Annotated in this window: 18 protein-coding genes; 14 read left to right on the top strand and 4 right to left on the bottom strand. The window is 27.4% G+C overall.

Annotated elements, in window-relative coordinates; translation table 11 throughout:
* Window positions 1-58: 58 nt before the first annotated feature.
* The 4 genes from Ccar_RS07335 to Ccar_RS07350 all read right to left on the bottom strand — a co-directional run bounded on the left by Ccar_RS07335 (window position 59) and on the right by Ccar_RS07350 (window position 3,396).
* Window positions 59-388, bottom strand: coding sequence for a hypothetical protein (locus tag Ccar_RS07335; RefSeq protein WP_007061743.1), 330 nt, complete (start codon window positions 386-388; stop codon window positions 59-61).
* A gap of 75 nt (window positions 389-463) precedes the next feature.
* A complete protein-coding gene (locus tag Ccar_RS07340) occupies window positions 464-1,423 on the bottom strand; it encodes an acyl-CoA dehydratase activase (RefSeq protein ID WP_007061742.1) in 960 nt (319 codons plus the stop codon).
* On the bottom strand, window positions 1,404-2,501 hold the full coding sequence (locus Ccar_RS07345; protein WP_007061741.1) for a hypothetical protein: 1,098 nt from the start codon (window positions 2,499-2,501) through the stop codon (window positions 1,404-1,406). The genes Ccar_RS07340 and Ccar_RS07345 overlap by 20 nt, the downstream gene beginning before the upstream one ends.
* 1 nt (window position 2,502) lies before the next feature.
* Window positions 2,503-3,396, bottom strand: a complete 894-nt coding sequence (locus tag Ccar_RS07350) for an acyl-CoA dehydratase activase-related protein (protein ID WP_007061740.1) — start codon at window positions 3,394-3,396, stop codon at window positions 2,503-2,505.
* 217 nt (window positions 3,397-3,613) lie between these two features.
* On the opposite strand from Ccar_RS07350, the gene dhaK reads away from it, so the two are divergent.
* The 14 genes from dhaK to Ccar_RS07420 all read left to right on the top strand — a co-directional run bounded on the left by dhaK (window position 3,614) and on the right by Ccar_RS07420 (window position 16,411).
* Entirely contained in the window at window positions 3,614-4,615 is a 1,002-nt protein-coding gene (dhaK, locus tag Ccar_RS07355) for a dihydroxyacetone kinase subunit DhaK (protein ID WP_007061739.1), read from the top strand.
* A 64-nt stretch (window positions 4,616-4,679) separates the two neighbouring features.
* A complete protein-coding gene (gene dhaL / locus Ccar_RS07360; protein WP_007061738.1) occupies window positions 4,680-5,324 on the top strand; it encodes a dihydroxyacetone kinase subunit DhaL in 645 nt (214 codons plus the stop codon).
* Between the two features lie 159 nt (window positions 5,325-5,483).
* Window positions 5,484-5,873 carry a dihydroxyacetone kinase phosphoryl donor subunit DhaM gene (gene dhaM / locus Ccar_RS07365; protein ID WP_007065220.1) on the top strand — a complete coding sequence of 130 codons (390 nt, stop codon included), beginning with the start codon at window positions 5,484-5,486 and terminating at the stop codon, window positions 5,871-5,873.
* A 258-nt stretch (window positions 5,874-6,131) separates the two neighbouring features.
* A complete protein-coding gene (locus tag Ccar_RS07370) occupies window positions 6,132-7,046 on the top strand; it encodes an AAA family ATPase (RefSeq protein WP_007061074.1) in 915 nt (304 codons plus the stop codon).
* Window positions 7,043-8,776 carry a vWA domain-containing protein gene (locus Ccar_RS26060; RefSeq protein WP_007065221.1) on the top strand — a complete coding sequence of 578 codons (1,734 nt, stop codon included), beginning with the start codon at window positions 7,043-7,045 and terminating at the stop codon, window positions 8,774-8,776. The genes Ccar_RS07370 and Ccar_RS26060 overlap by 4 nt, the downstream gene beginning before the upstream one ends.
* 121 nt (window positions 8,777-8,897) lie before the next feature.
* The gene (locus Ccar_RS07380) at window positions 8,898-9,584 is read left to right on the top strand and encodes a sigma-70 family RNA polymerase sigma factor (RefSeq protein WP_007061071.1); all 687 of its coding nucleotides are present in this window, start codon (window positions 8,898-8,900) and stop codon (window positions 9,582-9,584) included.
* The gene (locus Ccar_RS07385; protein WP_007065222.1) at window positions 9,574-10,473 is read left to right on the top strand and encodes an anti-sigma-I factor RsgI family protein; all 900 of its coding nucleotides are present in this window, start codon (window positions 9,574-9,576) and stop codon (window positions 10,471-10,473) included. Before Ccar_RS07380 ends, Ccar_RS07385 begins: the two co-directional genes overlap by 11 nt.
* Window positions 10,474-10,648: 175 nt before the next feature.
* Window positions 10,649-11,119: a hypothetical protein gene (locus Ccar_RS07390; protein WP_007061069.1), complete on the top strand. Its 471-nt coding sequence runs from the start codon at window positions 10,649-10,651 to the stop codon at window positions 11,117-11,119.
* Window positions 11,120-11,412: 293 nt separating this feature from the next.
* On the top strand, window positions 11,413-11,874 hold the full coding sequence (locus Ccar_RS07395; protein ID WP_007061068.1) for a RuvC family protein: 462 nt from the start codon (window positions 11,413-11,415) through the stop codon (window positions 11,872-11,874).
* Window positions 11,875-11,884: 10 nt separating this feature from the next.
* The gene (locus Ccar_RS07400) at window positions 11,885-12,961 is read left to right on the top strand and encodes a serine/threonine-protein kinase (RefSeq protein ID WP_007061067.1); all 1,077 of its coding nucleotides are present in this window, start codon (window positions 11,885-11,887) and stop codon (window positions 12,959-12,961) included.
* A 20-nt stretch (window positions 12,962-12,981) separates the two neighbouring features.
* Entirely contained in the window at window positions 12,982-13,173 is a 192-nt protein-coding gene (locus tag Ccar_RS07405; protein ID WP_007061066.1) for a hypothetical protein, read from the top strand.
* Window positions 13,174-13,343: 170 nt separating this feature from the next.
* Window positions 13,344-14,537, top strand: a complete 1,194-nt coding sequence (locus Ccar_RS07410) for a Y-family DNA polymerase (RefSeq protein ID WP_048030003.1) — start codon at window positions 13,344-13,346, stop codon at window positions 14,535-14,537.
* A 121-nt stretch (window positions 14,538-14,658) separates the two neighbouring features.
* Window positions 14,659-15,003, top strand: a complete 345-nt coding sequence (locus tag Ccar_RS07415) for a phenylpyruvate tautomerase MIF-related protein (RefSeq protein ID WP_007061064.1) — start codon at window positions 14,659-14,661, stop codon at window positions 15,001-15,003.
* 739 nt (window positions 15,004-15,742) lie between these two features.
* On the top strand, window positions 15,743-16,411 hold the full coding sequence (locus Ccar_RS07420) for a hypothetical protein (RefSeq protein WP_007065225.1): 669 nt from the start codon (window positions 15,743-15,745) through the stop codon (window positions 16,409-16,411).
* Window positions 16,412-16,414 lie beyond the last annotated feature (3 nt).

Raw genomic sequence — 16,414 nt, forward strand, 5'->3', positions numbered from 1 at the left:
AATTCTAAATGCAGTTATATTTTTAAATTTAAATGTATAACATATACATGCAATGTATTTACCTGCAGCAGCAACATGGGTAATATGGATAGCACTGATAATATGGGTAACATCCAAAGTATGGATAGCAACAATTACAGCAGTGCCTGCGGCGTCTATGTCTATATCCTTCAAGTTCAGAATCAGATTCATCATCTTCTCTAGGGTACATAAACATGGATTGATTTTGCATCATTGAACAATAATTCATGTAAGGACAATAAAATGTTTGTTTAGAAGAGTTTTCATCTTCATTATTACGGTTCAGATTATCTCCATCGGTGTTTTGTTTATTTTCTTCCTCAACGATGACCTTTTTAGTATCTTGATTATCATTTTTGCTGCTCATGTATATACCTCCAAAACCTTAACTACATTAATATCATATGCAGCAAATCAAAAAATGTTACTAAAATTAATTATTTTAACCAGCTAAATTGCTGCTCCATTTTCCACATATATCACCAAAACAACCTAAAATAGCCTCATCAGATTGAATTTTTACTATTTCACATCTATTAGAACATCCTTTGCATTCAAAACTTTTAGAATTAAAGTTCATATTTGATAAATCAAAGCCTTTAAATTTAGTTTTAAAATTGGTTTTTGATAATAATTCTTTAGATAAAATTGCAGCACCAATAGCACCCATAACTTTAAAATTTGGAGGTATTGTAACTTTTAAACCTAATGAATTTTCAAAAGCTGCTTTCATTCCTATATTTGCAGCTACTCCTCCTTGAAAGAATATTTCAGAACGTATTTCTTTTCCTTTTCCAACATTATTAAGATAATTTCTAACTAATGCTTCACAAAGGCCTCTTATAATGTCTGATTCGCTATAACCAAGTTGTTGTTTATGTATCATATCTGATTCTGCAAAAACAGCACATCTTCCAGCTATACGTACAGGATTTTTGGATAGTAAAGAATAATTTCCAAAATCTTCAATTGGAATATCTAATCTTTCTGCCTGTCTGTCAAGAAAGGACCCTGTACCTGCAGCACATACTGTATTCATGGCAAAATCAGTTACAATACCATTATTTAAAGTTATTATTTTTGAATCCTGTCCTCCAATTTCTATGATGGTTTTTACATTATTATTTACATGTAGAGCAGCTACAGCATGAGCAGTTATTTCATTTTTTATTACATCTGCTCCAATTACAAAAGAGCAGATGTGTCTTCCGCTTCCAGTGGTACCCACAGCTTTAATTTGTTCGTTATGGTATTTTTTTTGCAAAGTTTTAAAACCTTCTTGAATTGCATTTATAGGCTTACCTTTAGTTCTTAAATATAAAGATTCAACTACATTGATATTTTCATCTACTATAACAATATCAGTACTTACAGAACCTACATCAACTCCCATATAGTACATTTCTTTGTCTCCTTTCTAATAAATCTAAAAATGCTTCTACTCTAGTTAAATAACCTGCATCACCAGTCATTTCATCTACCACTAAGGTCATAATAGGAAAATTTTTATCCTTAGAAATATTAGGTAGTATGGACTTAGAAACAATTTCTGGCATACATCCCATAGGCATAATTTGAATAGCTCCATCGCAACCGTTTTTTTCAGCTAGTAAAGCTTCACCAATACATTCTTTTGCATACCCTCCAATGGGTATGGGAATATAATTTTTTGAAATCTTTTTTATATCTAATGAATTCATTTTAAAAATACCTAATATAGTATTTTTAATCCACCAACTTGGAGAAAGCTGTCTAATGCTTGACACGCTGTAATCCATAAGCTTATCTTCAATATATAGATTTGAAAATGGCTCTATTATAGTGTAAATTTCTCCAATTATGGCTACTTTAAGAGGCCTTTTGCTTTTGTCTAAAGGAATATCCTCTATAATCGCTTTATACCTTTTAAAATGCTTTATCATGTTATCAGGAGTATTACAATAAAATGCTTCATCTTTGCATTGATTTAAAATTTTTTTAAAAATTCCTTTAGTAACTTCGTAACCTGCAGCTAATTTACAATATGATTCAATGACATCTATTATATTTATAATTTTATAAGCTTTGTAAAGTATATTTAATTTTTCTTTAACTTTTATAGAACTTTGAGATGATATTTTATTAAATCTATTTATAAATTCCATAAACCCTATAGAACTTGGTTTATCAAAAACTATAAAATTTAAATTATAGCCTAATTTTTTAAGTATATTCATTTGAAGTTCAGAATACTCCCCAAATCTACAAGGGCCACAGCTTCCTACAGATAATATAGTATCAGCACCATTTTCGATACCTTGAATATAATTCCCTAACATTATTTTAAATGGAAGACATATTTCTTCAGGAGAATATTTTGAACCTATTTCTAAAGCTTTTCTATTGCTAGAAGGTGGAATTATATAATCTATTTGAAGTCCATCAAATATTGCTTTAAGTGCAAAGCATGTATTACCTAGGTGAGGAAAGGTAACTTTCATTTTAAATGTACCTCCTTTCAAGCATATCTGCAAAGGCTTCTAAACGTGTATAAAAGCCTGCTTCACCAGTTTGCTCATCTATTTTTAATATTAAAAATGGAAAATATGCTAGTTGATTTTTTATTAATTCAATTGTTACAGAATCTATTCCACAAGCAAAAGATGAAATGTATATTATTCCATTTACTTTTTTATTCAATGCCACATATCTTGAAAATCCATAAGAATTTCTTGTAAAAGTCCAAAAAGGTTTTTTAAATAAGCTTTTAATTTGGCTATTTATTTTATCCTTTTGTATAAAATCTTCTGTAACTACACCTATACCAAGACCATTCAGTTTTTTTACTAAATTCATGTTTGCAAATTTATCATAAATATTATAAGGATGTCCTACTAGGGCTACATTTAATTTAAATCCAGTATCTTTTATACCATTTTTGTATTTTATTTGAGCTTCAATAGCTTTTTTATAAGCTTCTTGTATTTTAAAATAATTTTTAGTTATGTATGTGCCCATTTTAAAAATACAAATTTTAAAATAACTATGTGAAAAAGCATAAATGGGGTAAGTTATACATTTTGGCATATTAGGTACATCATTTAATATCATTTCTGGAAGTCCACAAAATTTAGGACAAATATACTCTTTTTTATTAAGACACATTATACGTGGTATAAGCATAATATCACATTTATTTTTTAAATAAGCTACATGTCCGTGAAAAATTTTAATAGGTAAGCAAGCTTCATCTACAGAATATTTTACTCCCAAGTTTAGAATATCTTTATTGCTTTCAGGAGAAGTTACAATATCTGCACCTAACTCTGAGAAAAAAGTATTTATAAATGGGTGGTACTTACAATATAATAAGCCTTTTGGTATACCAATTTTCAAATTAAACACTCCTTGTTTTATGCTGATAGTTAAATTAGTGAATATACATTTTTAATGCAAATAAATCCATGTAAAGCTAAAATATATACTATATTATATTTTTTTCTAATTGATGAAATATTATTCAATATTTATTGCGAAAATGTGATAAAATAGAAAGTAAATTAAGAATAGTTTACTTTATTAAGTAAATTAATGAAAAAGGGGGAAAATGTACATGAAAAAAATAATTAATAATCCAAATAATGTTGTAGAGGACATGCTAGATGGAATGGTGGCAGCCCATCCTGAATATATAAGAAAATTAGATACTGCTAATGTAATCGTTAGAAAAAATTCACCTATAAAAGGAAAAGTTGCTATAGTAAGTGGTGGTGGAAGTGGACATGAACCAGCACATGGGGGATATGTAGGTACTGGTATGTTAGATGCAGCTGTAGCAGGAGCAGTATTTACTTCACCTACTCCAGACCAAGTATACGAGGCAGTTAAAGCAGTAGATGGTGGAGCTGGAGTTTTACTTGTAATAAAGAACTATAGTGGTGACGTAATGAATTTTGATATGGCAAAAGACTTGGCTGATATGGATGGTATAAAAGTAGAATCTGTAGTTGTAAATGATGATGTAGCAGTAGAAAACAGTACTTATACAGCAGGAAGAAGAGGTATTGCTGGAACTGTATTTATTCATAAAATTGCAGGAGCTAAGGCAGAGCAGGGTGCTTCTTTAGAAGAAGTAAAAAGAGTAGCAGAAAAAGTAATAAGCAATGTACGCAGTATGGGAATGGCATTAAGTTCTTGTATTGTACCTGCAGCTGGAAAACCAAATTTTACTTTAGGAGAAGATGAAATTGAAATAGGTATGGGTATTCATGGTGAACCAGGTACTCATAGAGAAACTATAAAAACTTCAGATGAAATAACTGAACATTTAGTTAATAAAATATTAGATGATATTACTATAGAAAAAGGCGAAGAAGTAGCTGTTATGGTAAATGGTTTATGCTCTACACCTTTAATGGAGTTATATATAGTAAATAAAAAGGTTAATGAAATGCTTCAAAGCAAGGGAATAAAGATTCATAAAACTTTTGTAGGAGAATTTATGACATCTCTTGAAATGGCAGGTTATTCAGTAACTATATTAAAATTAGATGATGAATTAAAAGCTTTATTGGATGAGCCAGCAAATACACCAGCTTTTAAGAGTATAGAATAACATATTGAAATAACTGAAATTAGATTAATAGTATATACAGGAAATAATAAGGAGATTGAAGGCAATGAGTATTAATACAGCAGAAGTAATAAAAATATTAAATAAAATAACTGATGTTATGTCCCAAAACAAAGCTTTTCTTTCAGAATTGGATGCAGCAATAGGGGACGGAGACCATGGAATAAATATGGAAAAAGGCTTTTTAGCAGTTAGTGACAAAATTAAAGATGATACTGAAGCTGCTATAGGAGATGTATTAAAAAAAGCTGGTATGGCATTGGTTTCAAATGTAGGAGGAGCTTCAGGTCCACTTTATGGTACAGCTTTTATGAAAGCTGCTGTAGAGCTTAAGGATGCAAAGACTATGGATTTAAAGGATTTCTTAAATGTAATGAATGCTGCTTTAGGTGGAATAAAAATGAGAGGAAAAGCTGAATTAGAGGATAAAACCATGGTAGATGCCATTGTTCCTGCCATTGAATCCTTAAATGAATCAGTATCTTCAAATGAGGATACTGTTATAGCATTGGAAAAAGCTAAGGATTCAGCTTTAAAGGGAGTTCTCCATACTAAAGAGATTATAGCTAAAAAAGGACGTGCCAGCTACTTGGGTGAAAGAAGCATAGGACATCAGGATCCAGGTGCTACATCAAGCTATTTAATGTTAAATACTATATATGAATGTATAAAAGAAATTTCTCAAAAATAATCATTGATAGAATATGGTGTTATTACTTTGGATAGTGAAGTTATATGGATTTTAAGCAGTAAAAGAAACTCTTGAGAAAATTATGTATTGTTAAAAATGCATTTTGCTCATAGATGGTTAATATATAGGATAAGGATATATAGTAAGGGAGATTAAAAAATGGTTGGTATTGTAATAGTATCTCATAGCGAAAAAATTGCTGAAGGAGTAAAAGCACTTGCCCTGCAAATGGCTGAAGAAGTACCTATGGCTGCAGCAGGCGGAACCTCAGATGGCAGAATAGGTACTGACATGGAAAAAATAAGTAATGCTATAAATGAAGTTTACTCTGAAGATGGAGTATTAGTTTTATTTGATCTTGGAAGTGCCTTTATGAATGCAGAAATGGCTTTAGATTTTCTTCCAGATGACATGAAGGAAAAAGTTGAAATTGTGGATGCTGCTTTAGTTGAAGGTGCTGTAACTGCAGCTGTAGAAAGCAGTATAAGTAAAAGTAGAGAAGATATAAAAAAATCTTTAAAAAGCATTTCTATTAATAAAATGCCATAAAGTGTCTTTTATTAATTACAAATATTTATAAAAAATAAATAATGGATAATACCAAGTCTTAAAGTATAATTTTTTACAATAGAAAAAATAGAGGAAGGCAGGTATTATCCCTACTTAGAAAATGATCCAAAATCAAAAAATAAATTTTGGTTTTTTTTAGTGTTGTCATTTTTTAGTTTATCAAGTTGTTCAAGAAGATTTAGACTAATACATAAAATAATTACCATAGTATTTTTTAACAATAGTGGGAGGTGTAATATGTTAAATTTTTTAAAAAAAGAAGGAATTAGTGAAAATTTAATTACTGAAATAAAAGATTTTCAAAATTTTTATAAGGTGAGCCCGGATGTGAAATACAGAATACCAAAACCAAAATATAATTATTATGGTAAAGAAATTTGGGAAGAAGCAATTACAGCTATTCTTTGTGGTGAAAACCTTCTCTTGGTTGGTCCTAAGGCAACTGGAAAAAACGTATTGGCAGAAAATTTAGCAGCTGTATTCCAAAGACCTAGCTGGGATATTTCTTTTCATGTCAACACAGATTCTTCATCTCTTATTGGTACTGATACATTTAAAGATGGGGAAGTTGTTCTAAGGCATGGTCCAATTTACCAATGTGCAGCACTAGGTGGTTTTGGAATTCTTGATGAGATTAATATGGCAAAGAATGAATCTATTGCACTTCTTCATGCTGCTTTGGATTTCAGAAGAATCATTGATGTACCTGGTTATGACAAATTTTCCTTAAAAGATGAAACTAGGTTTATCGCTACGATGAATTATGGATACGCAGGCACAAGAGAACTTAATGAAGCTTTAGTTTCACGTTTTATGGTTATTGAAATGCCAACTATTTCTTCTGAGAACCTCAGAAAACTACTTAAGTGCGAATTTCCTAATATGAAGAATGAATATGCCGAACAATTCACAGGACTATTTCAGGATATTCAGAAGAAAAGCGAAAGTTCAGAAATTTCTACAAAATCTGTGGACCTAAGGGGACTTCTTTCTTCTATTCACCTTATGAATAAAGGACTAGAAGCATCTAAAGCACTTAAGATGGGAATAACAAATAAATCATTTGATAGCTTTGAAAAAGATCTTATAGATGATGTTATTCGACTTAGGATACCAGAAAAAGTGGAAAGAGGTGAAATTTTTACAGATTGAGTATGAAAGAAGATAGTAATGAAATAAGAAGGGCTTGTAATATTATATGGAATGCATCATCTGATTATTCCTTTAGTCCAGAAATCAAAGTATATGATAAAAACGGAAAGGCTGATATTTACTTAAATTATATTATTGGAGCTGTTCACAAATATTATAATTATTCACTTCTGAAGAATTTTTTTGATTATCTTAAACAAGATACGGGCCAAATACCTTTAGAAGAACTAACTTGGATAGGTTTAGAAAATTGTACTTATAAAAAGGGAAAAGATAAACGGTTAGCCCTTGAAAGTCTAAGACGAGAGTATTCAAAAAATTTTCTTGATAAGTATGATTCATCTTCTGTTATTGATATTATAGATGAAATTAAGATAGCTCATTTTAAGAGAGCATTGGGTGAAAGACCTAAGATGACAAAAATGGTGAGTAACATTTTAAATGATTTAGAATTTGATGAATATATGAATACGGAACAAATTATATTTCGTATGAATGAGATTATAAAAGTTTATTTTCAATATAAATATGCTAGCAGTAAAGAAAAAAATGTAAAAAGTAAAAGCAAAAGTCTTCTTCAAATGGATATTGAAATGGTTCGTTCTTGGCGTAATTTGCTTTTTAAACATTTTAATTTAATATCTGCTAATTTAATCTGGAAAATTAGTTTTGAAAAAGATAAAGAAAAACCTAATAATGAAACTTTTCATTTGTTCAAATCTACAGATGAAATAAATAGAGATGAGAGAAAATTTATACAAGGATATTATGGAAATTCAATTTTACAAGAATCAGAAATAAAGATTCTCGAAAGAAATTTGTGTGTTGGAAATCATAAAGATTGCCATATTCATTTTACGAGAGGAGATTTTGACGTTAATAATAAAAATGCAGTTAATCATAGAAATAAAGTTTTAAAGCAAAAACAAAAAAATAACGAATATTATAATGAAAACTTTATAAAGAACAATAATAACATTTTAAAGTTGACGAATAAAATTAGAAATACAATACTTGTTAATTTAGAATCTTCTTGCATATCAAAAACTGGAAAGTTTGCAGCAGGAAAAGCCTGGAGAAATCTTTACCTTTATGATGATAAGATTTTTATAAAAAATTTTAAGAATGATTTTGGAAATCTAACTGTAGATATAATGTTAGATGCATCAGGATCTCAGGCAAATCGTCAGGAAATTATTGCAACAGAGGGATATATCATAGCTGAAAGCCTTACACGTTGTCAAATTCCTGTAAGAGTATACTCTTTCTGCAGTCTTAAAGATTATACAATTATTAATCTTTTTCGTGATTATAATGAAGTTAATAAAAATAATAAGATTTTTGATTATAATTCCTCAGGATATAATAGGGATGGATTAGCTATACGTACTGCAGTTTATATGATGAAAAATTTGAATAGTGAACATAAAATACTCATAGTATTATCTGATGGAAAACCCAATGATATGCAGTGCATACCATCTAGTGGGACTAATCATATTCAATGTGATTATGCAGATGCAATGGGCGTTAAGGATACTGCCTTGGAAGTTAGGAAAGGTATACATAATGGAATTCCCATTCTTGGGGTTTTTACAGGGATTGATGAGGATGTTCCTGCTGTTAAGAAGATATATGGACATAATTTAGTACATATTAAATCTTTGGAGAGATTTGCTGATATAGTTGGAATTATGTTGCAAAATGAATTGAAGAACATATATGAGTAAATAAAAAATTAACTTAGGAATACTTTCCAGTTGAATTTATTAAATATTAATGTAAATTTATATTAAGGACCCCTTTAAATTAAAAAATTAATTCGTATAAATATATGAGGTGGTTAGCTAAATGGATTTACAGGAAAATTTAATTAAAGACAGAGACACCTTTATAGAGGAAAATAAGAAGTTTATTTATAATGTTACCTTTTCAATATGTAAGAAAAAACTTCAATGGGAAAATGACGATGAATTAAGTGTGGCACTTATTGCTTTTAATAATGCTTGTAACAGCTATGTTGAAACTAGAGGAAATTTTTTTAGTTATGCAAAGGTTCTTATAAAGAATGCTCTCATAGACTATTTTAGAAAAAATTCTAATAAGTATCAATTATCCTTTGGTGAAGAAAATGAAGAATTAAAGGATGCTTTCTTAAAAAATTCCTTAACAGAGTATGAAATAAAGCAAGAAAATTTAAAGAGAAGTGAAGAAATAAAGGTCCTTTCTGAAGAACTTAAAAGGTATAATGTAAGTTTTAAGGATCTAGTCAATAATTCTCCTTCTCACAAAGATACAAGAGACAAGCTATTAGATGTTTCATTTGCATGCTCAAAAGATAGTTCCATATTAAATTATATTCATAAATATAAGAAACTGCCTGTGAAACAAATTTGCATTACTATAGGATGTAATAGAAAATTTATAGAACAGTGGAGAAGGTACATTTTATCTTTAATAATAATTATATCTAATGAAAGTTATTATTATATAACTTCTTATTTAAACATAAAAGTAGGTGATAAAAATGGAAAGTAAAAAAGGCATAGTTATTTCTGTTGAAAAGAAATTTGTTTCTATACTTACATGTGATGGGGAATTTTTGAATGTATATGTAGATAACGAAAGGAACATTCCTAATATAGGAGAAGAATATGAAGGTCTATTGACTAAGAAGGGTACAATTAGTAGTAATCTTTTTAAGTATGCAGCTGCTTGTTTAATATTTTTTATGATTTTATCAGGAGGATCTGCTTACGCTTATTATACTCCAGTTTCTACAATAGTAGTTAATATAAATCCTAGTTTGGAAATGAAATTGAACAGATGGGATAGAGTAATAGATGTAAAACCATTAAATGAGGATGGAGTTAAACTATTAAAAGAGATAAATATAAAAAATGATGTAGTAGATAAAGCTCTTATGGAAATTTTAGAAAGAAGTGAAAAAGATAAGTTTATAAATGAAGATTATACTAAAGAAAATAAAATTGTTACCTTAAATATAGAAGGAAAAAAAGACGTTGATCTATCTGGATTTAAAAAGGAGATAGATAAGGAAAAACTGAATTTAAGGATAGATAAAAATGGAACTGTAATTTTTAATAAAACAAACAGCGATAAAAATTATAATGCTGAAGATAAAAAGGTAAAAGAACCTGGTAATGGAGAAGATACTACGAACAATAATTTAATAAACAGTGAAAGTACTGTAAATAATGATAAAAATATTAAAGATAGCGGCACAGGTGAGAAAAATATTGAAGGAAATAATAAAGCTGTACCAAATAAAGATAATTTAAAAAAATCTAATGAAAATACTAATGTTAAAGAAAATGAAAAAAATTCAAATTCATCAAGTGAGAAAAAAACTAATTTAAAAGAAAAGACAATAAATAAAGATAACAAAAATAAAGAAAAAAATTAATAGGATAATACCTGGCACTTATTATTAAGTAATTCTAAATTCAGCAATACAAATTTAATAAATGTCCAGGTATTATTATTTATATTAAGTTTGTGATAAAATGTGAATTAAAGATGTATTATATGTAAATTTATCATATGTCTAATAAGTTAACAAGTAAGGAGGGAAAATCATTATGAACTATACAATTAAGGATGTTTTAGATAAATTAATTGAAATAGAAATAAATATGTCATCAATATATGAACACATTTCAAATTTACAATTTGATGAAAAGTACATGAATTTAAAAGTCTTAGCAAAGGTAATGTGTAATGAGGAAAGAAGGCATGCCGCTTATTTTAAACAAATTAAAAATGATATATCAGCGGATGAAAATATAGAAATAGATTTTCTAACTTATGATAAAATATCTACACTTATATATGAGTTTGCAAATAAAATACACGAATTTAATAAATATAGTGTTAAAGAGTTTTTAAAGGATATATTTAATTTTGAAAAAGAGAATGTTGCACTGCTCATATATATAAAGGGGAAAATTGCAAAGACCAGTTTATCTGTAAACAGTACTAATTACAAAATATTATCTCAATTAATAGATGAAGAAAATGAGCATGTAAAAAATATAGGAAAATATTTATAAATTAGAATCATTTATTTAGTAATAAATACACATAAACGAGATATTTCTATATAAAATATTTGATTATAGTATAAATAATAAATATTATGTAAATTAAACCTAAAGTAAACTAACAAAATATAAAAATTTAAAATAAATATATTTAGTACATATAGCAAATTAAAAAACATTAGAATAAAATGAAAATTCTAATGTTTTTTTGTGTAATAATTTATATTACTAAAAACATTTACTATTTATGATAGAGATGAATACTATAATAATGATGTTACATTTTATAGGGGGACAGATTTATGAATTCCATTGGGATTAGAGTAACACCAGTAAAAGTTTATTATTCTATTGTAAATAGTGATGATAAAGAATTTCAAGTACTGGTATGTTCGAATTTAACTGTTCCAAAAGTATTAAACATGCCAGAAAGGTTAGGTTTTATTAGAAATTGTTTATTTTCTATAATATTAGAGTATAAGGTTAAAAATGCAGGAATTAGAATATTAGAGGAGGCTGTCAATTATGATGTTGAAGCAATTTATATTGAAGGTGTAATACAGGAGTTAATATATAATAGTTCTATAGAAAAATACTTTATTGGTGTAAAATCAAAAATTGCTTTAATATTAAAAAAAGATGTTCAGGAAATTACTTATTGCATTAATAACAAAAAAATTTTTGAAAATATTAGTCAATGGTCAATTTATTGTAAGGAAGAAAGAGAAAGCATCATTGCTGCTGTTGCAGCAAGTCGTATATAGGAGGAATTTTATGGGACTATGTTATACTCAATTGAAATTTGATTTATTGGAGGTAATGGGAGAGGAAGGTAAAAATTCCACAGTATATAAGGCATTTGATCCCCAGTTAAATGAAAATTTAATTATAAAGAAAATTTCTAAAAAAGCTATTAATGAAGATTATAACAATACTGATGAAAGTAATTTCTTTAATGAATCAAGATTATTAAATGATGTAAAACATCCTAATGTTATGCCCATAAAGTATGCAAGTGAAGATGAACAATATATATATATTTCAATGCCTTACTATAAAAATGGTTCCTTAAATAATTTATTAAATAAGAAATTTTTAACTGTAAAAGAAATAATAAAATACTCATTAGAGTTCCTTAGTGGAGTACATTATATTCATACAAAAGGATTAATTCATTTTGATATAAAGCCTACTAATATAATGATAGATGATAACAATAAGGCAGTAATTACTGATTTTGGCCTTGCAAAATATATAGATTCTTATGGACTGGCAAGACCTAATAAGTTGTATAATTTGCATATGCCTCCAGAAGTGAATAAGTATACTGATTTTTCAAATAAAACTGATATTTATCAAGCAGGAATAACCTTGTATAGAATGTGCAATGGTAATAAAGTTTTTCACAGTATGTTTCAATATTGGAATACAAAAGGTCAGGCAAGGCAAGCAATTACTGAAGGTAATTTTCCTGATAGAAAATTTTATTTACCACACACTCCAATAAAATTGAGAAAAATTATAAATAAAGCAATAAATATTAATGTTGATGAAAGATACGAAACAATACTGGATATGATAAATGAAATTTCTAGTATTGAAATAGATGTAAATTGGATATATAATACTAAAGAGAACAATTGTTTGCAAAGTTGGTATACCCTTAATAAAAGGGGAACACATTTCGATACAATAGAACTAGTTAATAAAGGTAGTGGTATTTATGATGTTTATGGTAAGAGAATACGGTTAAACGATAATGATGTTACAAGAATAAGAAATTGGGATTTAATTAATGTAAAAATTACTGATGCCTTTAAAAAAATAGAAACGATCATAAAAAACTATTAATATAAAGGAGAAGGATTTTTATGAAAAAATTAAAAATTAAACAAAATAAATTATCTCGTCAAGATTTAGCAGATCCATTTCGTCATATGTCTTACTATGAAAGATTATTAAAAGCTGGTTCAATTGATTTGCAAAATAATCATATAGTAGAAGAATTAGAGGATGGGTATATCAAAATAAAGCCAATTGATGAAAGTAAATTAGTTAAATGATCTATAATTATTAATAGTTATAGAAAATATCAATAAACTTAATAAGTACAATATACTTATTAGGCTTATTTTTTAATATTGTATAAATAATAAATATTATGTAAACAAAAATAAAAGTTAACCAAATAATATCAATCTATTATGTCATTAGATGTGAGGTAATTTAGCATATGGATTCTAAAATAATTTTTCATATAGATGTAAATTCTGCTTTTCTTTCATGGAGTGCAGTATATAAGCTGAGTCAGGGAGAAAAAATAGATTTAAGAGAAATACCTTCTATAATAGGAGGGGATGAGAGTAAAAGGCATGGTGTTGTGTTAGCAAAATCTATTTCTGCTAAAAAGTATGGAATAAAAACAGGGGAAGCTATTGCAAAAGCTAAAAAGAAGTGTGAAAATATTTTGGTAATACCTCCTTTGTTTTCGATTTATTCTAGATACAGCAAAGCTATGTTTAGTCTTTTGAATGAGTATACACCTGTTGTTGAAAAGTTTTCTATAGATGAATGTTTTTTAGATTTAACAGGTGAAAAAGAATATATAAAACTTGCACATATTATTAAAAATAGAGTAAAAAAGGAATTAGGATTTACAGTGAATATAGGTATATCCTGTAACAAAATTTTAGCAAAAATGGCATCAGATTTTGAAAAACCTGATAAAATTCATACGCTTTTTCCTAATGAGATAAAAAATAAGATGTGGCCACTTCCTGTAGAAAATTTATTTATGGTAGGAAGAGCTACTTTACCTAAACTTAATGAAATGAACATTTTTACTATAGGTGATTTAGCTAATTATGATTTAAAGTTTTTAAAATATAAATTTAAGAGCTATGGAGAACTTTTATGGAATTATGCTAATGGTATAGATAAATCCAAATTAGGAACTAGAAGCAAAGAAGCTGCAAAAAGCATAAGTAATTCCACCACACTAACTTATGATATAACAAATAGGGAAGCTGCACATAAAATAATACTTTCTTTATGTGAAAATACGGCTATGAAGTTGAGAAATAATAAATTTCTCTGTAATGTTATAGCTGTTTCTATAAAAAACAGTAGTTTTGAAGTATATTCAAAGCAAAAAAAGATGAATATAGCTACAGACTGCACAGATGAAATAATAAAATGCAGCTATGAACTTTTTGATAAGTTATGGAAGGGAGAACCTATAAGATTAATTGGAGTGACTTTAGGAGATTTGTGCAAGGAAGGAATAAAACAGATAAGTTTGTTTGATGATAAAAATTATGAAAAAAAATTAGAAAAGAATAGGTCCTTGGATAAAGCTATAGATAATATAAAAAATAAATATGGAGATAATTCTATAGTTAGATCATCATTTCTAAATAAGGACTAAAATTTGAGATTGTATCATTAATATGATACAATACATGATGTTAGAATAATATTTTTAAAATGAAGTTTTTTAATTTGCAATGCAAAACATATTATAAAAGAATATAAAGGAGTGAAGTTTAATGCCATATATAAATTCAACTTTAACTGTAAAATTATCTGAAGAAAAGAAAGAAGTTATAAAATCAAAAATGGGTAAAATAATTAGTGAGATACCTGGAAAAAGTGAAGAATGGTTAATGGTAGGATTTAATGATAACTATTCTCTTTTCTTTAGAGGAAATAAAATGGATAAGGCAGCTTTTGTAGAAGTTAAAATTTTTGGAACTGCTGAAAAAAGATACAAAGAAGCTATTACATCTAAAATATGTGAATTATTTGAAGATGAACTTTCTATTTCTAAGGATAGTGTTTATATAACCTTTTCCGAAGTAAAAGATTGGGGATGGAATGGATCCATGTTTTAAGACCAGCAAAATCTGGTCTTATTTTTTTATCTATAATTTTGCTTGTAATTTATTGCTTAGATTTTACAATACTTTCCTAGCCCTTTCTGTTAAAAAAATAAAATTTAAAAAGCTTCAAACTTTACAACTTTATGTTTGGAGCTTTTTTATTTTTTGTTTTTTTAAATAAATTGATATTTATTGATGATAAATGTAGTAACTTCTGCGCCCTGCTGCGAAAAGTAGAAAAGATAATAAAAAATTGAATCCACACAATTATCACCAGTTTGTGGAAATATATAAAATTAATAACTAGTCACATTTATTATGAATGTTATGAAATTAGAAATGAATAAAAAATGTTAACTTTCCCCTACTACAGCAATTGATAATGTTATCAATTGAAATACAGTTATATAAAAATAACAGATTTTTTTACAAAAATGTACAAAAGATTAACTTACATTTGTATTTTGATGTTTTGTGCATGTTTTCTTTATAAATGTCATTTTATATATAATATTAGAATTCTTATATATTGAATTTGTAATTTTTAAATACAATATATAAGTAAATGCTTTATTAAATAGCAGCATGATTATATACAAATAAGTACTATTTGTATATAAAGAAAACCACTATTTCATCACATATAAAATTATATGCGCTAAATATACATTTATTAAACTTCGTGTATTGAATTATGCGAAGTTATATAGTATAATAGAATCAACGATTACAATGCATTTAGGAGGTTTTTATGGCTAGAGGTAGAACTATAACATTTAAATATAAGCATTTTGAATATGATGAGCATGTAAAAAAACTATTATCCATAGATTTAAATTCTAAGGATGAAATGGAGATTAAAAAAATATATAATAATTATGAGTCTTTAAACGTTCATAGAGGCTACGAATACATAATAAAGGATCTATATATACTGATGATAAAAAGAAACATAAGCACTACAGATATAGCGAATATATATGACGTTGGCCCCCGAACAATACAAATATGGCTAAAAGAATTAGGTCTAAATAGAACCCAAAAGGAAGCTCAAAAAATAGCTGTAACTAAAAGAGATTATAAATCCATAAAAAAAGGCAGCACTATGCCTACTCAATTACTTAGTTGTTCTCACGAAAATAATATAAGGTATAAATTAAACATGTTCCTTGAACAAGAACTCAATAAATATGAAATTATAATTGGTGTAACTGCTCTTGGAATTTCAGATTTTGAAACAGACATACCTGTAATTATATTAAAGTCACTCTCAATGAGCAAATTTTTAATTGAAATTGAAAAGCATTCTCATAGTAACAATAGTAGGGCGAAAGGATATACTATTTTAACACTAAGCAATGAAGAAGATGCTTTAAAAAAAGTGGTTGCACAAATATTAAAAGAAGTGAAAGGAATTTAATAC

Origin of the sequence: Clostridium carboxidivorans P7, from assembly GCF_001038625.1 — a bacterium.
GTDB classification, from domain to species: domain Bacteria; phylum Bacillota; class Clostridia; order Clostridiales; family Clostridiaceae; genus Clostridium_AM; species Clostridium_AM carboxidivorans.